Genomic DNA, 23231 nt, shown 5'->3' with positions numbered 1-23231 from the left:
CATTATCCCCGTCCCCCTGTCACGCCCCCATCCCCTCACAACGGCGAACGCGCCCCGGGGGGCGCGTTCGGTCAACATGCGATATCGTCGTGTGCCCGCTTAGTCGATTTCCTCGAACTCGAAGGCATCGTCGGCGTCGCCGAAGCCGGAGAGGTCCTTCTCGAAGCCGGAGGGCTTGGGCGTCGCGGGGGCCACGACCGCGCCGGTGGCCTGGGGCATGCTGTACGCGCCCGCGCCGTCGCGGTTGATGGGCGCCTGGGCCGGCGAGGTGGTGTAGGCGGCCTCCTCCACCTCTACCTGCGCGGCAGAGGCGGCCGGACGGGCATGGGCGCTCGTGAGCGCGGGAGCCGGCATGGAGCCGCCAATCTCGGCCAGCTTGCGCGTGGCGTCGGTGATGAAGTCGGTGAGCAGCTCCTGGTAGTCCTCGCGCGCGTCCTCGCGGTCGTCCTCGAGCTTCTTGATGGCGTCGAGCACCTTCTGCTTCTCGGCCTCGGCCTTGGCCAGGATGCGCTCGGCCTCTTCCTCGCCGTCCTTGATGGTGGCCGCGGACTGGGCGTTGGCGTTCGCGATGATCTCGTCAGCGGAGCGCTGCGCGATGATGAGGGCCTGCGCGATGGCGTTGTCGTCGGCCTTCTTGGCCTCCAGCTGGCGCTCGAGCTCGGCGATGCGCTCGTCCTTCTCGGCGAGCAGGCCGTCGTCGGCCGGCGCGGCGGCGGGCGCCTCGATGGGACGCGCGGGCGTGTCGAAGCCGTCGAACTTGCCGTCGTCAAGCTGGTTCTCCAGCTCGGCGATAGTCGCGTTCATGCTGTCGATCTCGTCGGCGACGTGCTCGAGGAACACATCCACTTCGTCGACGTCGTAGCCCTTGCGGTCGATCGAGAAGCTCTGGTTGTGGATCTCAGCCGAGGTGATTGCCATCTGTTGTCCCTTCGTCCTGTTCACACGTGGGCGAACACGATTCTATGCGTTAAAACAAGTTTATCAGCAAACGTACCCCGAATTGTAGTACAAGCAGGGCGATGATGGGAGTGATGTCCACCATACCTCCAAGCGGGGGGATCAGTTTTCTGAAAAGATTGAGGTAGGGGTCGCATATTTTCGCGAGCACGTTGTTGATGTCCGCGAGGATGCCGCGGTCCGTGGGGAACCACGACATGAGCACGTACACGAATATCACCATGCTGTACGCGTCGGCCAGCGACACGATGAGGTATTTCAGGCTGAGCACGGGGCAAGCTCCTTGTCAGGTCGGCGGCGGGGACGCAGGCGGCGGCGCGCCTACAGCACCCCTTGGTTGCGGAGGTTCACGCGCTCGGCGTCGGTGAGCCCCGAGCCGCGCGTGATGACGAACACCTTGTCGGCCACGCAGTCCACGCTGGCGTCGAGCGCGCTCGACACGCCGAACGAGAAGTCCAGGATGCGCTTGGCCAGGTTGTCCGGCGTGTTGCGCAGGGCGAGCACCACCACGTCGCCGGCCTTGAGCACCTTGGCGATGCGCTCGACCTCGCTATAGCTTGCGGGCTTGAGCACCGTGAGCGAGCGCGTGGGGTCGTGCTTGGCGGCACCGGCGCCCGCGAAGGCGTCGAACGGGTCGAACGAGGGGGCCGGAGCGGAAGGGGCGGCCGGCGCCGGCGATGCGGCGGGGGCGGCGGACTCCGTCGTGGGCGTGAACAGCGAGCCCAGGCTCTCGGAGCGCTCGCGCGCCGAGGCGCGGGCGTTGGGCGTGTTGGCGGGCGCGGGCATGGCGGCATCCACCATGGTGCGCTCGCGCAGCGACCCGGCCGCGCTCACGCGGCGCGGCGGCAGCGGATCGCGCGTGAGGCTCTCGGGCACCTGCGTGTGGGCGCGCACGTCGTCGATGGACACGAGCTTCGGCGGCGTCACCCCCGCCCCGCGGCCCGAACCGGTCGAGCGCGCGTGCGATCCGCGGGCCGGGCGCGTGGTGACGGGCGCGTAGGGGTCGTAGCGCGAGGCGGGCGCCTCGTCGGCCTCGAAGCCGCCTTCGTCGTAGTCGGGGCCGTAGTCGCCATATTCCCCGTAGTCGCCGAAGTCGTCGCCGTACTCGTCGAACTTCTCGTCGTAGTACCCGTCATCGTAGCCCTTGCCCGCGTCGGCGAAGCCGAGCTTGGATTTGATGCCGTCAAGCATTCCGTGCTCCGATTTCTTGATCTTTGGCAGCTCCATACCGTTCACCTGCTTCGTTTCATGACGGCGGTCCTGTCCGCCGCTGCGTTTCCCTTGCGTCCGCCGCATCTCTCAAGGGCGCGGGCCCTCGTCGAACGCGTCGTCGAACAGGGCGCGGCCGATGCGCACTATGGTAGCGCCCGCCGCCACGGCCTCGCGCCAGTCTTCGCTCATACCCATAGAAAGCTCATTGAACTGCGCCGCCTGCTCGGCATCGAGGCCCGCCCGCAGCTCCTCGGCAAGGCTGGCGAGCCCCTCGAAGCAGGCGCGCGCACGGGCGAGGTCGCCCTGCGGCGCCATCGTCATGAGCCCGCGCACGCGCAGGTTCGGAAGCGCCAGGCACGCCTCGAGCAGCGCGGGGACCTCGGCGGGCGCAAGGCCGCTCTTGCTGGCCTCCCCCGACACGTTCACCTCGAGGAGGACGTCTTGCACCTTGCCCGCCGCGCGCGCGGCCGCGTCGAACTTCGCGGCATGGCGCTCCTGGTGAAGCGAGTGCACGAGCGCGGCGCAGCCCACGATGTCGGGGATGCGGCGCGACTGCACGTTGCCGATGAAGTGCCACGTCGCCTCCGGGAAGCGCGCCGCCTTCTCCATGAGGGGGTCGGGGCGGTTCTCGCCGAAGTCGCGCGCGCCGGCCGCGAGGGCTTCGGCGACGGCCTCGGGACCCACCGTCTTGGACACGGCGACCACGCGCACCTCGCGCGGGTCGCGCCCGCACGCGGCGCAGCAGGCCGAGAGCTCTTCGAGGGTGCGCTCATAGCGTTCCTTGAATCCCATGTCAGACCGCCTTTCGAAACGTGATGGCGCCGTGGCGGCCGCAGACGCCGCCCGAGGCGCGGTACGAGAAGTAGTCGTCGGGCGCGCACATCGTGCAGATGCCCGCGTCGGCGATGCGCGCGGGGTCGACGCCGACGGCAGCGAGGCCCGCGGAGAGCGCCGCGAGCAGGTCCACGTGGCGCTCGTCGGGCGCGCACGCCGCGCCGAAGCCCTCGACGAACCGCGCGCGCACGTCGGGGCCCGTCTCGAAGCACTCGGCGTGGATGTGCGGGCCCACGTACACGTTGTAGCACGCGGCCGCATCCGGTCCCAGCTCGGGCGCATCGGCTGCGGCGAGCGCGCGCACGGCCTTGGGCGCGATGCCGTTCATCACGCCGCGCCAGCCCGCATGCGCGACGGCGAAGCGCCCGGTGGGGGACGCGATGACGACGGGCACGCAGTCGGCGAAGCACAGAAGCGCCGCCACGTCCGCCGTCGAGACGGCCACCGCGTCGGCCCCTTCGGCAGCACGCGCCTGCGCGTCCGCGACGGCATGCGGGGCCGCGTCGTCCACGAACGCGAGCGCGTCGCCATGCACCTGGTTCGGCACGACGAGCGGCATGCCCGCCGCGCCCAGAGCCTCCAGCAGAAGCTCGCGGTTGCGTGCGACGGCCGCGGGGTCGTCCCCCACATGCCCGCCCAGGTTGAGCGAGGCGTACGGGCCCTCGCTCTCGCCGCCCGCGCGCCCGGTGAACGCGACGCGCACGCCCGCGGCCTCGAACAGGGCGTCGTCGGTGAGCGCAGGAAGCAGACGCGCGCCGAAACGGCGCGCGCTCAGGTGCGGGATGGGAAGGCGGTCGGTCGCGGCCATTCGAGAGCCGAGTCGTTACCGCTGGCGCTTCAGGAAGTCGGGGATGTAGTCCTCGTCAGCGAAGCGGCCCTGGGTGGATGCGGGGCTTGCGTACGTCGAGTAGGTGGGCGCGGGCGCCACCGGCTGCGCGGACTCGGGCGCGGCCGTCGAGGCGAACAGGTCCTTGCGCGAGAAGTCCATCGAGGACTGCTGCGCGGAGCCCATCTTGAAGCCGGTCGCGATGACCGTGATGCGCACCTGGTCCTGCATGGACTCGTCGATGATCTGGCCGTAGATGATGTTGGCGTTGTCGTCGGCGCACGCCTCCACGGTGCGGGCCGCCGCGTCAACCTCGGTGAGCGTGAGGTCCGGGCCGCCGGCGATGGAGAACAGCACGCGGCTCGCGCCGGCGATGGAAGCCTCGAGCAGGTTCGAGTTCGTGGCCTGCTGCGCGGCGTCGAGGGCGCGGTTCTCGCCAGAGGCGAGGCCGATGCCCATCATGGCGGTGCCGGCGTCCTTCATGACCGTGCGGATGTCCGCGAAGTCGAGGTTGATGAGGCCGGGGATGGTGATGAGGTCCGTGACGCCCTGGATGCCCTGGCGCAGCGTGTCGTCGGCGATGCGGAAGGCGTCGAGCATGCTCGTCTTCTTGTCGACGATCTCGAGCAGGCGGTCGTTGGGGATGACGATGAGCGTGTCGACCTTCTGGGAGAGGAGGTCGATGCCCTGCTCGGCCTGGTTGCGACGCGTGCGGCCCTCGAACGAGAAGGGCTTGGTCACGATGCCCACGGTGAGCGCGCCGATCTCCTCGCGCGCGATCTCGGCGATGATGGGAGCCGCGCCCGTGCCCGTGCCGCCGCCCTCGCCGGCCGTGACGAACACCATGTCCGCCTCGGCGAGCGCCTCGCGGATCTCCGCGCGGCTCTCTTCGGCCGCCTGGCAGCCCACCTCGGGGTTCGCGCCGGCGCCGAGGCCGCGCGTGAGCTCCTCGCCGATGTGGATCGTCTTGTCGGCGTCCGACATGAGCAGGGCCTGCCGGTCGGTGTTCACGGCAATGAACTCCACGCCGCGCACGCCCGCCTCGACCATGCGGTTCACGGCATTCGTGCCGCCGCCGCCGACGCCGACGACCTTGATGACCGCCAAATGCTCGGAACCTATCTTGTTTGGCATTGTATCCTCCACACCTGCTGCGTTTTCAAATGCTGCGTTTCCCTTCGGGGGCACAGTTCACGTGGGGTTATTGTACACGATGACAAACCATTTGCAAATTACGCCGCGACAATGAAAACCGCACGTCCACAATATGAAACCGGTGGCGGAGCCCGACCAGGCTGTCATCCTGAGCGGAGCGCGCAGCGCGGAGCCGAAGGATCCCCCGCGGCACCAGCTGGAAGCGCCACAGCCGTCACCTCCCGAAACCAAGCGTCAGTGCGCGAAAAACCCTCGTCCGTGGCAGGAATCGACGGGAAATGATCATTGCCGAGGAGGCTCGGCGCGACGAGGAAACCGGCACTTCGCTGACCAGGCGGGATGCGACGACGTCGAAGCGCGGCCTTTGCTACGCCCCAACCTCGGTCCCTCGAATGATCATTTTCCGTCGATTCCTGCCACGGACGAGGGTTTTTCGCGCACTGGGATTCGAACCAGGCCGCTTACCGGCGACTCCCTTGCTGCGCCCGCCCGTCGCGAAGCGCTTCCCTCGCGGAACCGAACACCTCGTCATGCGTTAGGCGAAGACGCGTCGTCGCAGCCTGACGGTCAGCGTCATCAAGCGCGGATTCGATACGCCGCCGTCCAACACGTTTCGCCTCATTCGCCTCATTTCGCTTCATTATCGGAACCAAGAAGATCACGCTCGCTCACAGCTCCTCGACGAGGCAGTCTCGTGGGCGCTCCTTGATTGCGCCGCGCGCAGGACCGGCGACCCGCACTTACAAGCCCACGCGCTCGGAGGGGCCGCCCCTGAGGCGCTTCTCGGCCGTGCGGAACGCCGCGCCGTCCTCGCGCTTCCCCGTGACGATGATGTCGACGACGTCCACCCCTCCGTCTTCGCAGATGCGGAAGATGACGCGCAGCCCGTCCTTGCGGTATTTAAGCTCCTTGCAGCCCGCCAGCGCTCCCCCGAGCGGCTTGCCGATCTCGTCGGCGCGCATCATCAGCTTCCTGTAGCCGACCTCGACGAGCCTCTTCACCGAGCCGTCGAGCTTTCGGTACTCGCGATAGGCGTCGCGGTTGTAGAAGAAGAGCTGGAAGCGCTCGTCGCCGCTCACTCGAACAACTCCGCGTCGGAGACGGCGTCAGGATCTATGCTCAGGAAGCGCTCGTAGTCGTCGCCAAGAGCCTCTTCCAGCGAGATGCGCTCCTCGGGCGTGCTCAGGCGCGCCGCCACTCGCGCGTAGAATTTCTCCTCGCGAAGCCTCTCGAGCTCAAGGTACATATCCTCGAACTGTTCGAAGCCGACCACCACCGTGTCGATGCCGGAGCGGCCGGAGACGAACTGGGGCCTCTCGGCGGCACGCCGGCGAACCTCGCCGAAATTCTTGCTCGCCTGCGAGGACGTGACTATCTGATCCCGCGAGAAAACCAGCTTCTTGTCTTCAGCGATAGGCATGGCACCCTCCGTCGAACGAAAGCTTCATGCAGGGCACTATACCCGAATGGGCAAGATATGTCCAATTGAATACGTGTTTAAATACGTATTCAAGCGTTCGAAGTTGTTGAACGGCGAATGAGATACAGCAGCTTTGCGCAAATCGCAAATTTCACTCCACGCGCGGTCTTCACCGCCCACTGCGCAATCCGATTCACATGAATCCCAGTGCAAACAGGATGCGTTTCGGCAAAATACGCTGCGCGATAAAGACAACTGCAGCCGATGCAACAAGCGTTGCAGTCCAGAGCAGCAGAGACGAGAGATAGCCATCCAACCGCACGACGTTGAACACACTGCTGAGCACGACTACAAGCGCCATATGACTGAGATAGATTCCGAATGAGAGGTCTCCGACAAAGGGCACGACCTTTGTGCGAACGAGGAGATCGGCGACTTTCGGCGACACGCTCAAGAATGCGTAGCACGCCAGCATCGAGCCGAGCATGCTAAGCGGCCTCAGCATCGTAACCGCGGCGCTATACCCAACCGCCTCCCATGCCAACCCCGTTATCGCCTGCGCGGCTAATGATACGACGATCAAGAGGTGCAGTAACTCCTTCCGGATGCGACGGAAGCAACCACCCTCCACAAGGGAGCGCGCCTCTATCCCAAAAACGTAGAAGATGAGTCAGCTGCCGAAGAAAGGGCTGAACAGCGTCACGGACACGCCGCACGCCCTTGCAACGCAGCAAACAACCAACGTAACCGGGGTCACGGCATACAACACCCAGCGCCATTTCGATAGCAGCCTGAAAACAAGCGGGGTCAGTAAGACGAGTTGGGCATAAGCGACAAGAAAGTAGAGGTGCGCCGCGACCGTCCCCGTGGCGAGCTGAAGCACGCATTTAAGCGGATCGGGGCGGTAGATTGCAGCGTATACAAGACTCCAAACAGCATACGGGAGGAGCGTCTTGCGGAGACGGCGGCCACAGACCCCCTTCCAATCACCTGATAGCACCTTGTCCTTCGTCGTCAGGAACCCCGAGAGGAATATGAACAAAGCAACGCACCAATTCAAGAACGGTCGGACGCAGACGGACGCCGTATCTTGAGGCAGGCAGTGTATGAGCACCACCGCGAGGCACGCAAGACCTCGGAGCGCTTGAATGTAGGCGGTGTCAAGCCCTCCGACTGCCTTTTTACCTGCCCCGGTTTCCGTCGATGACATGTTTATCCTTTCCTGCGAACTCAAGCTTTTCTGAAGATGCTCGCTGGCTTCCGCGCCGCTCCGGCCATAACTCACATCGTCAGTGACAGCTCATCGAAGTACCCTCCGCGCAATTTGTCGAAGAGCCTCTCGTCGAGGTTCAACTGGATGTAGGCACTCTTCAGGTTGGGTCTGGGCGACTCGGCGATGTACGCGTTGCCGGGAAAGGCATCATCAATGGTCCTACGTTCCCAGAACAGCTGTGGCTTGGACGTCTCGAACAGCTCGCGCCCGCTATCCGTATTGGCGACGACAGCGAGGTGCCAAGGTCGGTATCGAGGACCTCATACCGTCGGGGGCAGCGACGGGCAAGGACTCCACATCGCTTGAACATCGCTTTCCATCCGGCCTTTCTAGCAGATGGTATTCGATCACCCAACTGCAAGGAGTGACTTTGAAAAGCTAGCGTCGCAAGTCCAAAAAAGAACTTGCAACCTCAGCCTCGCCTCAGCAAGCTTTTAGCGAGGGCTTTCATTTTCCGCATTGATTTTCGAGCGAGAGATACACGCGTATGCTTACCGAGAGCCGCGCTAAAACACATCGCATCGAGATCTGCCATAAAATCTTGGGACTTTCGATTCCTCTTCACTGACGTGTCGATGCAGACGTTGCCGACGAAGATCTCATCGAAGCTCCGCTCATGCACTTCAAGGTCCTCTTTCGCCCTCTCGAAGAGAGCCTTCCCTTTTTCGCCGTTGACCAGCACCATCGAAGCTCCCCTGTCATCATCGAGGGAAGAATCGAGGCCCCAGAAATCCGCAAGCGTGATATCACCTTGGCGAGGAAAACCCTTGAATTGGCAATTCGCGCAGCTGGGACGAAGGAAAAGGTTTGACTCCAAATAGCCTCTCATGAAAAGATTAGATTCGCCGTCAAGCACCATATCCGACCCGTCATCGAATTCGATCCTCGTGCGGACGGGCGAGGTTTTCCAGCCCCCGACTTTGTACTTGAACCAAACTTTTGCAACCGAAGCACCCTTCGCGCTCTCCAATTCGTCCAACCATGCGCGGTACGCCTTCGGAGAATTGACCCCCCGGCAAACGAAATCGAAGGCGACCAGCTTGTCCGTATCTGCGCGTCGCCCCAAAAAGGCCCTCAAGCCAGCCACTTGGCATGGCGCTCCGCAGAACGCAACCATGCGACCTTCGTCCAAACGTTGCTTGACCTCTCTGAACGCGAATCCGATATCGCTCTGAACGTACTTCGACTGCCTCAAGCCTTTCAAGCCTTCGGCATCGTCTGCCGCACCATGCTTCACATCGCATCGACTTCCGTAAAGCGCTCCGAAAACCGCTCCTCCTTCGGCCAAAACCGCATTCGCGAGCTCTGTGAAGGCTCCTCCGGAAGTGCTCGCAAAGCGCGCTTCCTCGCTTTTCGACCACACTGCGAACGTGTCTGGACGCATCTCATACCCGGACGAGAACCGATGGACGGCAACGCATGTTCTCTCGCATTTGTCGCAATCGACGCATGCGCCGGAAATGACCGGGTAGCGAAACCCATCCTCGGCGAACTCCATCGATATAGCATCGACCGGGCACGCATTCGCACAGGCTCCGCATCCTGAGCACTCTTGCGCCGACAACCAGAATCGCTTCATCCGAACTCCAGCCTACTCCCAAACCACGTTGTCTCGAATCACCTTGGCCGGTACTCCCCCGACCAAGCTTCTCGCGGGAACGTCCCGCGTCACCACCGATCCTGCGGCGATGACGGCCCCCTCCCCAACCGTCACTCCGCTCAACACCATGACGCGCGTTCCTATCCACACATGGTCCTCGACGACGACGGGAGCGGTGCCTTTCGACCCGTCCAGGATATGGGCGTTGGAATCCATGACGGTGAAATCGTGAGAGATGGCGCATCCGTCGCCAATGGTTATCGACTCATGGCAGCGGATTTTGCAATCGGAGTTGATGTACGTCGACCCGATTCTTAGCCGGGATCGGGGAAACAGCACCACATCGGCCCCGTAATAAAGCGCAGCGTCTTTCACCTCGAGAGAAGCGCCCTCGTCGACTCTCACGATCGACGTTCGCCCGCCCCTCAGCAATCCGTTCGCCCCCAAGACGAAGGCACCGGATATGCTCACCGACGAGCCCTTTCCCAAACGGAACCTGCTGCCGGGAAGAGCCCTCAACCCCGTCAGCGAACCGCGGAAATGCCGGCAGCGAACCAGACGGACGAGCAAGCCTGCAACCATGCCGTAGAGAGTAGTCGCTCGAGACACGAAAGCCTCCTATCGCCGATGCTCATAGCCTATCGAAGTCGCAATGATCCGGATCATGTCGCACGCGCGTGCCGGAGTCGATAGAATCGATCGCCGCCATATCCGCGTCCGACAAGGAGAAGTCGAAGATGGAAGCGTTCTCTTTCATCCGTTCCGCAGAGCTCGTTTTGGGAATCGACACCACGTCATTTTGGTAATTCCATCGGAGGATGATCTGGGTCTTGGACTTCCCATGCTTGTCGGAAATCCGGGCGAGAATGTCGCTGCCGAACAGCCTCTCATCCATACGCGCGAAGGGGCTGTAGGCCTCCACCAGGATGCCCTGGGATTTGCAGAATTCAATGAGGGGCTTTTGGCTTAACATGGGATGTAGCTCAACTTGGTTGACCATCGGCGCTATCTCGGCATCGCGCATCAGCTCTCGAAGGTGGTGCTCGTGGAAATTGGCGACCCCGATCGCCCTGCAGAAGCCCTTGCGATAAAACCTTTCAAGCATTTTCCAGCTCTCCGCGTATTTGTCCGGATAGGGCCAGTGGAGAAGGAGCAAGTCGATCTTTCGCCTGCGAAGTTTCACCATGCTTTTCACGAGCTCTTCGCGGACACCCCCCCCCCGTTGCGCTTTGTTGCTGATTTTCGTTGTTACGAAATCGCCTCCAGAAAGCGAGGATCCGACCCCCCGTTCGTTTCCATAAGCGGAGGAGGTGTCGAACAAGGTGTAGCCTATTTCATGCGCCGATTCGATCGCGCTTTTCACCTCCCTATTGTTCATGGGGAAAGTGCCCAGCCCAAGAACCGGCATCTCCACCCCGTTGCTCAATGTGAAAGCGGGTATTGCCATTTCCCCCGCTTGGCTCGCCGTTACCTTCAAGTCGTCCTCCTTATGATCGCGAATGAACCAACGCGCCGATTCTCGATGCCATCGATTTGAGAAGGGATTTCTCGTACCCGTTCAGCCAGCCAAGCCAAAGCATTGCGAAGTAAATCGCCACGAACGCGATGCTTTTAGCGAAAAACGCCGGCCAGGAACATCCGACTATCACAAGCTGGCCGAGTACAGCGGTCGCGGTGGAGGCGAGAATCGCCGGTACCAGCAGCGGGAAAACGCTCTTCCAGAACTTCCGGATTTCAATACCCACGAAGCGGGCGTAATACCAATTCATGATGGGCCCATTGCATATGAGCAATACCGCTGCGGTCACAAAAGCGCAACCGACGACGCCATAGTACTTCGCCGCCGGAATCGATAAGACCAGATCCAAGATCGCCGCGATACCGAGCGCCGCCGATCGAAACTCCATCTTGTTCTTAGCCTGCAAGATCGAGATACCTAGATTCTCAACAAGCGGCACCGACAGTCCGATCATCAAGACAGAAACGGCGGGATACGCCTCGTTGAACTCCGAGCCTGCCCAGAGGAAGATGAAGTCGGCCCCGACCGCAGCGAACGCGGCGCACAAGCCCCACACCATGATCGCCTGGATATGGCCCAAGCGGAAAAACAGCTCGTTGATCTCCTCCATCCCCGCCGTCTTGGCGGAGATGGCCGTGAGCTTGGGGAGGAAGACGCTCGTCACGCCCGTCGAAACCTGCATGTAGGCGGCCGTGATGACCTTGCAAGCTATCCCGTAGACGGCGACCGACGAAGCCCCCATCACCGCTCCTAGGACGACCTGGCCCGTCTTCCAGAATATCTGGTCGAACACCATGCCGAGCAGTATGAAGAACGAGAAGGAGAACAGGCTCCCCGCCAGGCGCCAGTCCCAACGATGCAGCTTGCCCCGGACGCGCAGCCTCCCCTTCACGTAGAGCGCGTACGCGGCGATGCCCAGGGCGTTCACAGCCACCTGCACCGCGAGCACGGCCATCGCGCTCGACCGGAACTGGAGCACGGCGACGACTGCGAGCACCTGCAGCGCGTACTTCACGATAGAGAGGGCCCGGGCGAACACGAAGCGCTCCTCGGCGTTGATGATGGCCAGGAACCAGTTCCCGGGCAGCACGATGGCGCAGTTCACGATCACGAGCACCATCATCTGCCGCGCGAGATCGAGCTCCGTAGAGGTGAAGCTCGCGCCGAACAGCGGGTCGATCGCCCAGTAGACGCCGACGCCGGCCGCCACCGCGACGGCTGTCAGCGCGAGGTAGATGATCTTGGTCATGGCGAGCAGGTTCTCGACCTCGCGCTTGCCGCCCGAGACGGAGGTGGAGACGTAGAACCGGCTCAGCGTGGTAGACAGGCCCGCGTCCATCACCGACAGGTAGGCGATGACCGAGCCGATGAGTTCGTACACGCCGTACTCCGAAGTGCTGAGGGAGCCCAGCAGGATCGGAACGTACACGAACGAGACGACCGCGTTGACGACCAGGGAGATGTAAGAGAGGACCGCCCCCGCTTTGCGTTGGTTCGTAACCATTAGGATATATTACGAACCCATCGCTCTTGGGGAATCCAGATTTGCCGACGTCCGCTCATTTCGATAAAACAGCATTCGAACACACTTGATCTAACGCACCTTCAAGCCAGTTCAGCGAGTCCCTGCGACGAGCAGCGAGGTGCGATTCGAAATCAACCCAATCGTGCATCATCACGGAATCGAGCGAAAAACCAGGATCAGACGAACGATGACCAACGAGGCCGAAGTCAGTACAAAGGGTATCGAAACGCGATGACATGTCCACCTCCGAATCACTACGCTCGAAGATGGCAAGCGGCCGATGGTTAAGAAGCGCGAAGACGCTTGCATGGAAGGAGTCCGTGCAGACGACCTCGCAGTTCGCCGCAAGCCAAGCGAACTCGGCTGGCCCAAGTTTGAGGCTCTTGTCCATTACATCGATTAAGCTCAAGCCAAGCTCGGCAGTCATCGCATCGATCTTCGGACCGTTTACATCGTCGCCGAGAACATATTTGAATACGAACGGTCGGCCGACGTCAATGCTCAGAGGTTTTTTCGACACCTCAGCCCAATCGGAGACGGAGATAAGCATGGTTGGATCGAGAACGACGGGAACATTGCGACCGGTAAGGTCATTCACGATAGCCGCGCCGGCATGCTCGCGCATCGAAACGTGCGAAATGCCCGAAAGGAGATCGGAAATGTGGTCCCTGTTCGAAGTTATCTTGCTCACACCGAAACTGGGCGCATAGGCGACCTTTTTCACGGCCGGAACCATAGGCAGGTAGTCGAGATCGCTGTTTGTCGGAAACGTAGGATTCCACACCTGATCGGATCCGATAACGAAACAGCCGAAGTCCTCGTTGAGACTTGGACTCACAAACTCTTTCGACACAACGTCGCGCGAGAAGGTGATATTGACATCGAAAGCGTCGAAGGCGTTGATGTAGTCGTCTTTAATGACGCGGCGAACGGCTTTCCTGAGTGCACGCATCTTGACAGCGCTTCTGCGCAGAGAAAGAACCTCGTGACCCATACGCCTTACAGCTTCCTGCAGGGCGTAATTCTGCAAGCGGTTTCCGAAATTGTAGTCTTGTATTGTAAGAATAGCGATATTCAATATGAATCCTATCAAACCAGCCTCGAAGCGGCACCCACTAAAACCGCCAGGAGTAGATAATCGCGGTACCCCTGAATTAGAGATCCGCAGTTGAACTACTTCTGGCACAAAGCATATTTTGCCTCGGTGACTTGTTTGGCAGAACGCCACCATGCTTCATTATCCCGATACCATTGAATAGTTCCGGCAAGTCCTCGTGCAAAGTCGGAGTGTTTAGGGTTCCACCCAAGCTCGGTTCGTAGCTTAGTGAAGTCAATGGCATAGCGCCTGTCATGCCCGGGACGATCCTTAACCCAATCGAAGTCATTTTCGTCCTTGCCCATATCTTTCAGGATGCTATGGAGCACTTCGAGGTTACTCCTCTCCCCGTTGGCACCAATGAGATAGGTCTCTCCAATACGACCTCGCGTAAGGATAGCCCACACAGCACTCGAGTGATCTTCAGTGTGAATCCAATCGCGAACATTGCGCCCATCACCGTAAAGCTTGGGCCTTGCACCGCATAAAATATTGGTGATCTGGCGCGGGATGAATTTCTCAACGTGCTGGTAGGGGCCATAGTTGTTGGAGCAGTTCGAGATCGTGGCGCGAAGGCCATAAGTGCGAATCCACGCACGCACAAGCAAGTCGGATGCAGCTTTAGTGGAGCTGTAGGGCGAACTCGGCTTGTAAGGCGTGGACTCCGTGAACTTTGCCGGATCGTCAAGCGCCAGGTCGCCATAAACCTCGTCAGTCGAGACGTGATGGTAACGGATACCGTGCTTCCTCGCAGCTTCAAGCAGGCGGAACGTGCCCTCGACGTTCGTATGAAGAAAGGGCTCGGGGCCGGCGATGGAATTGTCGTTGTGGGACTCAGCAGCATAGTGCACAATTGCATCGTGGCCAGGGACGATTCTATCCAAAAGATTGCAATCGCATATGTCCCCCACGACAAGTTCAACTCTTTCCGCAGGAAGCCCCGCAATGTTCGCAGGATTACCAGCATAAGTTAGCTTGTCGAAGACCGTCACATGAACATCGGAATGGTTGCTCACCACATAGTGCACAAAGTTAGACCCGATGAAACCGCAGCCTCCGGTGACGATAATATTCTTGGGCGAGAAATCGGCCATCCTACTCCCCCTCAACTTCGTCCGCTATGGACAGTAGGTATTTTCCATAGTCGGTCTTCTTCAAGCTCTCGCCGAGTTTGCGAAGGCGTACTACATCGATAAATCCGCGACGGAATGCAATTTCCTCGATACAGGCAATGTAGTAGCCCTGACGGCTCTCCACGGCCTCGACATACTCGGCTGCTTTGAGGAGACCTTGGGGCGTGCCGGTGTCCAGCCAAGCCATTCCGCGACCCATCAGCTCCACGCAGAGCTCACCGCACTTCAAGTAAGCATCGTTAACGTTAGTAATCTCAAGCTCGCCGCGCACAGAAGGCTCCACAGCTGCAGCGATGTCGCTCACCTTGCCGTCATAGAAGTAGAGGCCGGGCACGGCATAGTTCGACTTCGGACACTCTGGCTTCTCCTCGATAGAGACTACGCGTCCGTCAGAGTCGAACTCCACAACGCCGAAAGCGCGAGAATCCTTAACGGGGTAGCCGAACACCACGGCCCCGCCGTCACGTTCAACACGCTCCCGCGCGCAAAGCAATATATGAGTAAGATCTTGGCCGTGGAACATGTTATCGCCGAGCACCAACGCGCACGGCTCGCCAGCCAAAAAGTCACGTCCGATGACGAATGCCTCGGCCAACCCACGTGGCTCAGCCTGCTCGGCGTACTCCAATCGCATGCCCAGCTCCGAGCCTTCACCCAAAAGCTCACGGAAAGCCGGCAGATCACGCGGCGTGGAGATGATCAGCACCTCTCGGATGCCGGCGAGCATGAGCACGCTCAGCGGATAATACACCAGCGGCTTATCATATATCGGCAGCAGTTGTTTGCTTACCGACTTTGTTATGGGGTGCAGTCGGGTTCCAGACCCACCTGCAAGAATAACGCCTTTCATGCGAATCCCTTAACCTCTCAATTGCTTGTGGCCACAACACAGTCCTAGCGGTGCGCCTAAGCTGATAACGCATGCCGCACCCGCACTGCAATTCGGCGCCTTAAAGGCATCGAGGGCCAAACGACGTCTCCTGTACGCAGCAAAGTTGCCAATGCACGAAGGGTTTGCCGAGTGCCGCAGCGTGGCCAACTCGCCTTTCATTTCCTACCAGCTGCAATCACTGTCGAACCAAGTCTCTCCCTTTTCGCGTAGCCCGTAAGACGGGCAAGCGCCTTAAACACCGAAGGCGCTTCCAGTGCCAAAATGCACTTCAATTTCAAAGCCCCGTCGAGCAAGGAAACGTTGCTCCGCTGTTCCAGCAGCCTCGACCTCACCATTTCGAAATCGTCTGGTGCAGAACCCCTGCGGGCGATCAGGGAAAGCACCCCAACCGTATGACCAGCGAATATCCTGAATGCAGGCATCGGATACCCCAGCGACTCCTCGTGGCGAAAGATGTCGTACTGCACTCTCGTGGCCGCAACGGACTTCGCCACTGAAGACGAGTTGACCGCAGAGTCTTCCCTGGTCACCAGGTAGCGATACAGCGAATGGCCTACAACGGCCGTCCGTCCCGCCGCCTTCCATGCGATCCGATAGAAGAAATCCCTGTCTTCGAGAAGAGCCAAAGAAGTGTCAAAGCGCTCGCCACCAGCCAAAACCCTCTTGAATACGTGAGCGAAGGGGTAAAGAAGGTCGCCGCACTGCAGAGGGCCCTCGTCGAGCGAAAAACTCGGCTCCGGAGCGGGAATGAGTCCGACCCTGTTGCCGTCCGAGTCAATCTGCTCTACGGGAAAAACAACCATAGAAGGTCGTCCGTCGGCGATGCACGCATAAAGCTCGTCCAACGCACCCGGCACCACGGAATCGTCGCTGTCGCAGAACCAGACGTACTCGCCAACGGCAACATCCAAGCCCGCATTCCTCGCCGCAGACACGCCACCATTGGCCTGGTGCAGAACCCTGACCCTCTTGTCGCGCGCAGCGTAAGCTTCGCAAACAGCACCGGAGCCATCAGTCGATCCATCGTCGACGAGAATCAGCTCCCAATCATCAAAGGATTGGCTAAGCACGCCATCGACGCACTGTGGCAAATAGTCAGTCGTGTTATAAACGGGTACGATAATCGAGAAAATCGGCACAGTACACATGGCGCGCTCGGTTACGAATTCAGCGGTCATCGCTTCATCGCCTCCACAGCCCTCACGACAGCACGGGCAGCACCATGCCAGCCACGCGCTATACAAAAAGCGAGTGCGCGGTTGTCGGGTCTGATGGCAACCCCGCGCATGCGGTCAAAAACGCCTTCATTGAACATTGCTCGGCGTATCTCGTCGAAAGCGGCTGCCTTCCCCTCGGAGGAACCACAACCAAGCTCGCTCATCTTAAGCAGATAGAAATACTGGTCCGATTCACCGCAAACGGCAGCGGGCGGACAAGAATTCTCCCATCTTCTGGCATAATCCCTAAGACGCCTATTCACCAAGACAATGTCGGATAGCTGGGAACTCTTGTATTTTGCGGTACTGGACCCCTCGTTAGGTCGATAGAAATAAAGAACGTCATCTATCTGAGCAAGTGAGCCAGCCGCATCAACGATGGGCAGCAGCTGAAAGAGATCCTCCCCATGCATAAGACCCTCGTAGGCTTCGTAGGGAGCACCGACGTCCACGCACGAAAGACGAAGCGCTTTGCCGCACAAGTTATTGAAGCGACCTCTGCAAACATGCTCTTTAATACGCCGGTATGCATCGACTCCATAGAATCCCGCTTCAAGGCCACCAATCCCCCCATTGGGGATTATGAAAGACGATTCGCGGGAAAGCCGAAATGAGACTATGTCCGCCCCGGTGTCTTTGATGACTTGCGCGATGCGCGCGAAGGCTCCTGCTTTGAACTGGTCGTCAGCATCCAAAAACAGCACATACTCGCCTTTAGCGTGGAGCAATCCTTTCCTTCTTGCAAGAAGGAGGCCTTGATTGGGGTCGTGTAAAACATACACGTTTCCATGCGCAGCCGCATAGGCGTCAGCAATCGCGCCGGAGCCGTCGGAAGATCCATCATCCACCACGACAATCTCGAAATCATGGTAATCTTGGCTCAAAACAGAGTCTATTGCATCATTCAAGAAGCTTTCGCAATTGAATACGGGGATGACCACAGAAAACAGCATTAGGAGATTCCCAATATCGCAGAAGTATAAGGGAATACCTGGTTGCCGCCATTGACCACACACGTTACGTAAAAATATATAATTGAAATAATGAGGCAGCTCCAAGCCAAAACTTTGTTAGAGCGCCTGGCGTCGCAAGACATGAGGCAACTGACGTACAAGGGAACAAAAGACATAAAGTAATAGGCAAATCGCCCCATGCTGCTTGCAATCATGTTCATTTGCACAGCAGCAAAAGCAACTAAACAGATGGCGCATAATAGCTCTGGCTCGCCGGGTGCTTCCTTCGCAATGTCTCCCCCCGTTGGAAGCCTACCAACCATATATGCAAAAGCAAAAAACACGATCATGGCTAGCGCGGAGTAATTGAGCCTCGTGCCGGAAGCATTAACTTGGAACGAATAGGATTCCTTGAGGCTGGAAAAGACATCGATGAAGTAGCTTCCGCCCGTAAATGCCACGAGAAACAGCCCGGCAACGATTAAAAGAGAAACAAGCCTCTGCCCTCGACCGAAGAAGGCAAGCCGAGGGTTCCTCGAATCGAGCAATAGGCGCATCACGGGATATAAAACGAGAAATACGATGGCCGTCTGGTGAATCAAGGCGCTCACAAGAAGAATCCAAACAAGGAACTTAGCGGGCTTCTTATCCTCGACAAAACCAAAGGCGGGAAGGCATAATGCGACCGCAATCATTTGCTTCATGGCGTTTAGAGAAATTGGAAACAGCAGCAGCATGTACGCCGCCATGGCCGGCCACGAGCATCCTGGGTAGCGCCTGCGTGCATAGCAATACACTGGCGCCACAGCCAATGCCTGCAATGTCCCCAAGTAGATCTCGAACGATCCTAAGTGGCTCGAAATCCAGGCGATGAGGTTATAGCCTGGGGCGGCCTCAGCGACCTGCCCTGCCATGAACGAGAAGAGGTCTTGCGCGGCAGCTGCCTGATAGGTCCAGATACCGTAGGTCAAAACGTCAGTTCCAACTGTAATGTCACGCACGGCAGCAAAAAACACGGGGACGGATATTGCAGCCACGGCGAGAATACCAGAAAGAGAGCCCCTTGTTTTGTCGGAAATATACGCCAGAAAAACCGGCAGCCCCATTATTAAGACATAAACCACCCTCGCTTCACCCACTCAGTGTTTGGCTTTGTAAAGATTGTATACTTGGCAAAAAGCCCCGAATAACCTGCTACCGAGACAAGCGGCAAGCGCTGCCAACCGCTCGCGCTTACGTGCCTCGGAATCGCAGAGCACCGTAGCTCGAGTCGCCACTATGCGCGGCCACAACTCACGTCTCGCTTCCTCATGGCCGCCACCAAGCGTCGCAAAGACAAGACGACACACCGAGAAGCAGCGTGACTTGGCCGCATTATCCAAAGCCGGGTACCACTCGCGAATATTGCGTACAAGCTCGTCCGTGACCGCTACGGCAGACTCTACCTTACGTTCCGAAAACCCACTCCTGATGATACTTCCCCGACGAAACCGATAGCCGTAGAGCGTCTCGCAGCGCAAGACAGCAACATCCCCCTTACCATGGACATATTTGTAGGTAGTGGCAAGATCCTCATACAGCAACCCGACAGGAAAGAAATCATCGCCGATCATATCTCGAGCGAAAATGCGCCATTGAGCACCGTTGAAGGCGTGTTGGTATAACAGCTCCTTTTGATATTCTTCCTCACTTAGAACATCATAGAGGCAAGCGGTTTCATAGTTTTTTTCCAAGACGGGATTCTGGCCGTCAAGAAACCCGTCGACCCGACGAATTGTCGCCATGGCGCAGCCAGAGTCTCGAAGAGCGAAAACAAGGGCGTCAATATAAAGGGGCGAAACCAAATCGTCCGAGTCAACGAAGACGACGAGATCACCTGAGCAATTCCTGATTCCGGTATTTCTCGCCGCGCTCAGGCCCGAGTTTCCTTGCTTCAGCAGCCTGACGCTGTGCCGTGATCTGGCAGCAAATGCTTCACAAATAGCATGAGATCCATCGGATGACCCATCGTCGACGATGACGATCTCAATATTGTCGTATGTTTGCGCTTCGAGGCTATCGAGGCATGCGCCCACATACTTCTCGACATTAAACACGGGGACGACGGCAGAAACAAGCGAATTCATCGCACAATACCTTTAAGAAAATTCTTGACCTTTCCAAGCAACCCGAATCTAGCAAGGAGCCGCCGAACGTTTCTCTCAACGACAACCCTGCCGTTAACGGGGAACCATTTGCTGAACAGTTCATGCGAATCTTTGATAGTCAGACAGTCGCGGAAGAACTCGTTTCGCCTCTCCGGGCGGCTGGGGGGCTCAAATATCTCTTTCTCGCCCTTAACCAGAAGATCCGGTTCCGCCTCGACAGCAAAATCCGAATGGGCGAACAGCTCGGAAGCGAGCGCCTTCGCCTTTTCCGTATGGCACAGAACTTTCGTCGCTCCAAGATCGGAATCCATCGCTGCGGAATACGAATGTGCATCCCAGCAATCCCACAGCGTGTAATCGCTTCTGCGGAAGCGCTTCCTGAAAGCACAGCTATAGCACGAAGGCCTAACGCTCAGATGCTGGAAGAACGCTTTCAAGTAAGGACTCGTCTCGACCCCCTCGGAGAAGAACCTGGCCCCTGACTCATCGGCGAAGCTCATTTGAGAATACTGATATCCGTAAGGAGTTTTATCTCTGAATCTCGCGAAGCCTCTTCTGCCAACATACTCAAGATACCTGGAGTATACGAGTGGCGAGGGGACGGCGTGACACACGACATCCACGCAAATCAGGTTCTCGGGATGGTTGCCCAAAAAGGACAGCAAGCCCTCAACTTGGCAAGGAGTACCGCTAAACAACACAATCTTGCCTGATTGAAGCTCTAACTTAACCTTGACAAGCGTATCCAACAAGTCGCTCTGAACATATTTACTGCCTCTGAGCTCTGCAAGCTCTTGGCTGTTTTGAGCACTTTTATGTCTCGGCATGCCGTCCTCGCCGAACCCAACACCAATAGCTATTCCACCTTTCGCCAAAACAGTTTGAGCGATTATGGTGAAAGCACCCCCGGAGGTGCTTTCGATAAGCACGTCTTCGTCACCTGCCCGCACGACGTAACCTACCTGTGCGCATTTCTGCTCGGCGACAGGGTTGGCAATGGGGCAAACCTGCTCGCATTGACCACAGCCAACGCACTCCGCAGCATTGGCATTCGGGTAGAGAAACCCCTCCTCGTCGTTTTCCATGGAAATGCAACTCGTAGGGCATACCGAAGCGCATGCTGTGCAACCGCAGCATTTCTCTTTATCCGCGACCTCAATCATCTGACTACACCCAGAGCCGAAGCAAGGTAGTCAAGCGACTCGCCTCTAAACTCCCTGATGGATTCATTGAGCACGTCAAAATCAATAGCACGCTCAAGACACTCGGACACAGCATCCCCCTGCCTCACGAAACGATTCCGCAAGCTAAGCCGATCAAGCAACGACTCTATGCGCGTGTTGGTGGAAAGCGTTGCTTTTTTGGTAAACCGCGGAAACACAAAGAAAGGGGTGTTGAAGATTGACGAGAAAATAGTTCCATGGAACGAGTCAGTGCACACAAGCGATGCGTTCTCAATCAGACCAAGAAACTCAGCCGGATCGGCATCGTAGACGCAGCGGTCAGCAAACCCTTCGTCAGACTTAATGTAGCGGTCAAGGTGCGGGAACTGTACAATCCGCCATCCTGTGAACTTCTTCAGCTCCCGGACGAAGTCCCTCTGGTAGGGGTTGTCCCCCATTAGGTAGCAAAATATATAGGGTTCGCTAAGCTGCTCGCTCCCCATGGCGACGCCGCTCCATACTTCAGCGTCAATAAGTAAGGTCGGGTCGCATACCAAAGGCACGGCCCTGCCCGTCAGTTTGCAGATAATCTCCTGCCCAGAGGTTTCGCGCGCAGAAAGAGCATCGAACCTTTCAAGGAATCGCTTCGTCTGGAGCTGTAAGTATTCGGGGATAGCGGGGACGCCAAAACTGGTCGCATAGTTGACGACACGCACGTCATCAGGCACAAAACTCAAGGTGTAGTAGTCCCCTGTGATATTTGACGGAAGCCAGAGCTGATCGCTGCCGACGAGCACGCAGTCGTACGCGCGTGCACCTTCAGCGATTTCATCCCAGTCGCTAAACCTGCGGGAAGGTTTGAAGTTCTCCTTTTTGAAAGCAGCGAATGCTGCACGGCGGGCACGCATGTTCTCGCCGTACTCACCGGGAATCCTCCTTCTCAAAGACGACATAACCACAGCACCCTTTTCGCGCACGACCGAGAGATCCGTGATGTTCCTGAGAAAGTATTTCATTTTACGAGAGTTGATGTCGCCCTGAAGGTTCTCGGCATCCAGCACTTCAGCAATGCAACCCAAAGACTCTACCGCAAGCTGGGTCGCAAAGGCTTGAATCATGCCACCATAGTCAGGGTATTGCCAGTTGGTGGCTATACCGATGCGAGGTATGTGTTTGATTTCCACCATTAGCAACTTCCTTGTCTTGCAAGGGCATTGGCATAATACACAGCAAGTCGCTTCGCCTCACCACGTGAGTCGAAGCCTGCGTTTACACAGTCTTTCGAACGCGAAGTTCGATTACGATGGTTCTCAAGCACAACGCTGATCTTCTCGGCCCACTTTTTCGCGCCATCAGCCAATGAAAGAAAGTGCCCTAATTCGCAGAAAGCCGCTTCTGGCGTGACTTCGGTTGAGAAGAAAACATCCAAGCCGGCGCACTGCGCCTCCAAGCCCACCACAGGCAGACCTTCATAAAGGCTCGGCAGAAGGAGGCAATCCATTGCCTGGTAGAAGCCCACGATATCTTCCCTGCGACCGAGGTAAAGCACATGGTCGGAAAAACCGTTTGCGTCAACGTAAGCGAGCATCTCATCGCGAAGCTCACCGTCGCCAATCAGCAACAACCTCACTTTGGAATTCAGATCCACGAGCTCCTTCGCTGTCTCCAACATGAACATCGGGTTCTTCTGCACAACAAAGCGTCCGACAAAGCCGACCAAGAGCTCATCATCGGCCGCACCAAGCTCCGCGCGCGTTCGCGCACGCAGCCCCTCGTCGAAAGAATTCTTGGCTGAGTCGATGGCCGTCTTGAACACATCGACATATCCGGCATCGAACAGCGCATCACCGAACTGCCACCTGCCACAATCTTCACCGCAAGACACATAGTGAGTCGCGTACCGCTTCGCAAACTTGCGCAGGATATGTTTTAGATACGTCTTCGGCTCGCGCTCGTGAGCCATAGACAGGCTTTCCGAGATGCGCACGGAAATGCCAGCTTGCTTGGCAGCCCTCAGCGGGAAGAGGTTCATAGTGCTGTTGTAGGCATGCAGCACGTCAAAACGCTCTCGCGCGAACAACTCGCGCATATCCACCATGTTCTTAACGATATTCTGGTACGGGGGAACCATGTGCACAAATCCACCATGCCTGCGAATTTCATCCTCAGGTATAGCGTTCGAGTCTGCATCGCATATGAAGTGAACCTCGACTTCGGCAGGGTTAAAGTTCAAAAAATATTGCATGGCCAAGGTCTTTTTGCCGCCGGAGTTCATCTTCCCCATAACGAAAGCAACCTTTATAGGCTTT

22 protein-coding genes and 1 pseudogene are annotated in these 23231 nt (G+C 58.4%); all 23 read right to left on the bottom strand.

Features of this window, described 5'->3' with window-relative positions; all coding sequences use genetic code 11:
- Positions 1-99 precede the first annotated feature (99 nt).
- Positions 100-918: a DivIVA domain-containing protein gene (locus FX134_RS14495; protein WP_080803573.1), complete on the bottom strand. Its 819-nt coding sequence runs from the start codon at positions 916-918 to the stop codon at positions 100-102.
- 49 nt (positions 919-967) lie between these two features.
- Positions 968-1228 (bottom strand): YggT family protein, encoded by a 261-nt coding sequence (locus FX134_RS14490; protein WP_080803569.1) that lies wholly within the window; start codon positions 1226-1228, stop codon positions 968-970.
- A gap of 50 nt (positions 1229-1278) precedes the next feature.
- A complete protein-coding gene (locus tag FX134_RS14485) occupies positions 1279-2184 on the bottom strand; it encodes a cell division protein SepF (protein WP_080803566.1) in 906 nt (301 codons plus the stop codon).
- Between the two features lie 72 nt (positions 2185-2256).
- Positions 2257-2961 carry a YggS family pyridoxal phosphate-dependent enzyme gene (locus FX134_RS14480; RefSeq protein ID WP_080803563.1) on the bottom strand — a complete coding sequence of 235 codons (705 nt, stop codon included), beginning with the start codon at positions 2959-2961 and terminating at the stop codon, positions 2257-2259.
- Between the two features lies 1 nt (position 2962).
- On the bottom strand, positions 2963-3811 hold the full coding sequence (locus FX134_RS14475) for a polyphenol oxidase family protein (RefSeq protein WP_080803560.1): 849 nt from the start codon (positions 3809-3811) through the stop codon (positions 2963-2965).
- Between the two features lie 15 nt (positions 3812-3826).
- A complete protein-coding gene (gene ftsZ / locus FX134_RS14470) occupies positions 3827-4963 on the bottom strand; it encodes a cell division protein FtsZ (protein ID WP_080803557.1) in 1137 nt (378 codons plus the stop codon).
- 761 nt (positions 4964-5724) lie between these two features.
- Complete coding sequence (locus FX134_RS14460; RefSeq protein ID WP_080803552.1) at positions 5725-6063, bottom strand: type II toxin-antitoxin system RelE family toxin; 339 nt, start codon at positions 6061-6063, stop codon at positions 5725-5727.
- Entirely contained in the window at positions 6060-6404 is a 345-nt protein-coding gene (locus tag FX134_RS14455; protein ID WP_080803549.1) for a hypothetical protein, read from the bottom strand. The genes FX134_RS14460 and FX134_RS14455 overlap by 4 nt, the downstream gene beginning before the upstream one ends.
- A gap of 193 nt (positions 6405-6597) precedes the next feature.
- A pseudogene (locus tag FX134_RS15030) lies at positions 6598-7614 on the bottom strand (acyltransferase).
- Positions 7615-8089: 475 nt separating this feature from the next.
- Positions 8090-9256 (bottom strand): Coenzyme F420 hydrogenase/dehydrogenase, beta subunit C-terminal domain, encoded by a 1167-nt coding sequence (locus FX134_RS14440; RefSeq protein ID WP_080804105.1) that lies wholly within the window; start codon positions 9254-9256, stop codon positions 8090-8092.
- Positions 9257-9268: 12 nt separating this feature from the next.
- Positions 9269-9748, bottom strand: coding sequence for an acyltransferase (locus FX134_RS14435; protein WP_172623509.1), 480 nt, complete (start codon positions 9746-9748; stop codon positions 9269-9271).
- Positions 9749-9908: 160 nt separating this feature from the next.
- A complete protein-coding gene (locus FX134_RS14430) occupies positions 9909-10754 on the bottom strand; it encodes an aldo/keto reductase (protein ID WP_197735987.1) in 846 nt (281 codons plus the stop codon).
- A 10-nt stretch (positions 10755-10764) separates the two neighbouring features.
- Entirely contained in the window at positions 10765-12300 is a 1536-nt protein-coding gene (locus tag FX134_RS14425) for an oligosaccharide flippase family protein (RefSeq protein WP_080803535.1), read from the bottom strand.
- A 55-nt stretch (positions 12301-12355) separates the two neighbouring features.
- Complete coding sequence (locus FX134_RS14420; protein ID WP_172623508.1) at positions 12356-13399, bottom strand: polysaccharide pyruvyl transferase family protein; 1044 nt, start codon at positions 13397-13399, stop codon at positions 12356-12358.
- A 95-nt stretch (positions 13400-13494) separates the two neighbouring features.
- Positions 13495-14511: a dTDP-glucose 4,6-dehydratase gene (gene rfbB, locus FX134_RS14415; protein WP_080803529.1), complete on the bottom strand. Its 1017-nt coding sequence runs from the start codon at positions 14509-14511 to the stop codon at positions 13495-13497.
- A gap of 1 nt (position 14512) precedes the next feature.
- Positions 14513-15400, bottom strand: coding sequence for a glucose-1-phosphate thymidylyltransferase RfbA (gene rfbA / locus FX134_RS14410; RefSeq protein WP_080803526.1), 888 nt, complete (start codon positions 15398-15400; stop codon positions 14513-14515).
- Positions 15401-15597: 197 nt separating this feature from the next.
- A complete protein-coding gene (locus tag FX134_RS14405) occupies positions 15598-16620 on the bottom strand; it encodes a glycosyltransferase family 2 protein (RefSeq protein ID WP_197735986.1) in 1023 nt (340 codons plus the stop codon).
- Positions 16617-17612: a glycosyltransferase family 2 protein gene (locus FX134_RS14400; protein ID WP_080803523.1), complete on the bottom strand. Its 996-nt coding sequence runs from the start codon at positions 17610-17612 to the stop codon at positions 16617-16619. The genes FX134_RS14405 and FX134_RS14400 overlap by 4 nt, the downstream gene beginning before the upstream one ends.
- Positions 17612-18751 (bottom strand): EpsG family protein, encoded by a 1140-nt coding sequence (locus FX134_RS14395; RefSeq protein WP_080803521.1) that lies wholly within the window; start codon positions 18749-18751, stop codon positions 17612-17614. Before FX134_RS14395 ends, FX134_RS14400 begins: the two co-directional genes overlap by 1 nt.
- On the bottom strand, positions 18752-19738 hold the full coding sequence (locus FX134_RS14390; RefSeq protein WP_080803518.1) for a glycosyltransferase family 2 protein: 987 nt from the start codon (positions 19736-19738) through the stop codon (positions 18752-18754).
- A complete protein-coding gene (locus FX134_RS14385) occupies positions 19735-20922 on the bottom strand; it encodes a Coenzyme F420 hydrogenase/dehydrogenase, beta subunit C-terminal domain (RefSeq protein WP_080803515.1) in 1188 nt (395 codons plus the stop codon). The genes FX134_RS14390 and FX134_RS14385 overlap by 4 nt, the downstream gene beginning before the upstream one ends.
- Positions 20919-22109 carry a polysaccharide pyruvyl transferase family protein gene (locus FX134_RS14380; protein ID WP_080803511.1) on the bottom strand — a complete coding sequence of 397 codons (1191 nt, stop codon included), beginning with the start codon at positions 22107-22109 and terminating at the stop codon, positions 20919-20921. The genes FX134_RS14385 and FX134_RS14380 overlap by 4 nt, the downstream gene beginning before the upstream one ends.
- Positions 22109-23206: a glycosyltransferase gene (locus FX134_RS14375; RefSeq protein ID WP_080803508.1), complete on the bottom strand. Its 1098-nt coding sequence runs from the start codon at positions 23204-23206 to the stop codon at positions 22109-22111. The genes FX134_RS14380 and FX134_RS14375 overlap by 1 nt, the downstream gene beginning before the upstream one ends.
- Positions 23207-23231 lie beyond the last annotated feature (25 nt).

This window comes from Arabiibacter massiliensis, from assembly GCF_902386925.1.
Classification (GTDB): domain Bacteria; phylum Actinomycetota; class Coriobacteriia; order Coriobacteriales; family Eggerthellaceae; genus Arabiibacter; species Arabiibacter massiliensis.
This window is presented reverse-complemented; position numbering and strand designations above follow the sequence as displayed.

Bases quoted from the DNA above. Each gene is read 5' to 3' on its own strand.
- FX134_RS14495 (WP_080803573.1), bottom strand. From the start codon at position 918: ATGGCAATCACCTCGGCTGAGATCCACAACCAGAGCTTCTCGATCGAC.
- FX134_RS14485 (WP_080803566.1), bottom strand. From the start codon at position 2,184: ATGGAGCTGCCAAAGATCAAGAAATCGGAGCACGGAATGCTTGACGGC.
- FX134_RS14480 (WP_080803563.1), bottom strand. From the start codon at position 2,961: ATGGGATTCAAGGAACGCTATGAGCGCACCCTCGAAGAGCTCTCGGCC.
- FX134_RS14475 (WP_080803560.1), bottom strand. From the start codon at position 3,811: ATGGCCGCGACCGACCGCCTTCCCATCCCGCACCTGAGCGCGCGCCGT.
- ftsZ (WP_080803557.1), bottom strand. From the start codon at position 4,963: ATGCCAAACAAGATAGGTTCCGAGCATTTGGCGGTCATCAAGGTCGTC.
- FX134_RS14455 (WP_080803549.1), bottom strand. From the start codon at position 6,404: ATGCCTATCGCTGAAGACAAGAAGCTGGTTTTCTCGCGGGATCAGATA.
- FX134_RS14440 (WP_080804105.1), bottom strand. From the start codon at position 9,256: ATGAAGCGATTCTGGTTGTCGGCGCAAGAGTGCTCAGGATGCGGAGCC.
- FX134_RS14425 (WP_080803535.1), bottom strand. From the start codon at position 12,300: ATGGTTACGAACCAACGCAAAGCGGGGGCGGTCCTCTCTTACATCTCC.
- rfbB (WP_080803529.1), bottom strand. From the start codon at position 14,511: ATGGCCGATTTCTCGCCCAAGAATATTATCGTCACCGGAGGCTGCGGT.
- rfbA (WP_080803526.1), bottom strand. From the start codon at position 15,400: ATGAAAGGCGTTATTCTTGCAGGTGGGTCTGGAACCCGACTGCACCCC.
- FX134_RS14405 (WP_197735986.1), bottom strand. From the start codon at position 16,620: ATGACCGCTGAATTCGTAACCGAGCGCGCCATGTGTACTGTGCCGATT.
- FX134_RS14400 (WP_080803523.1), bottom strand. From the start codon at position 17,612: ATGCTGTTTTCTGTGGTCATCCCCGTATTCAATTGCGAAAGCTTCTTG.
- FX134_RS14390 (WP_080803518.1), bottom strand. From the start codon at position 19,738: ATGAATTCGCTTGTTTCTGCCGTCGTCCCCGTGTTTAATGTCGAGAAG.
- FX134_RS14385 (WP_080803515.1), bottom strand. From the start codon at position 20,922: ATGATTGAGGTCGCGGATAAAGAGAAATGCTGCGGTTGCACAGCATGC.
- FX134_RS14380 (WP_080803511.1), bottom strand. From the start codon at position 22,109: ATGGTGGAAATCAAACACATACCTCGCATCGGTATAGCCACCAACTGG.
- FX134_RS14375 (WP_080803508.1), bottom strand. From the start codon at position 23,206: ATGGGGAAGATGAACTCCGGCGGCAAAAAGACCTTGGCCATGCAATAT.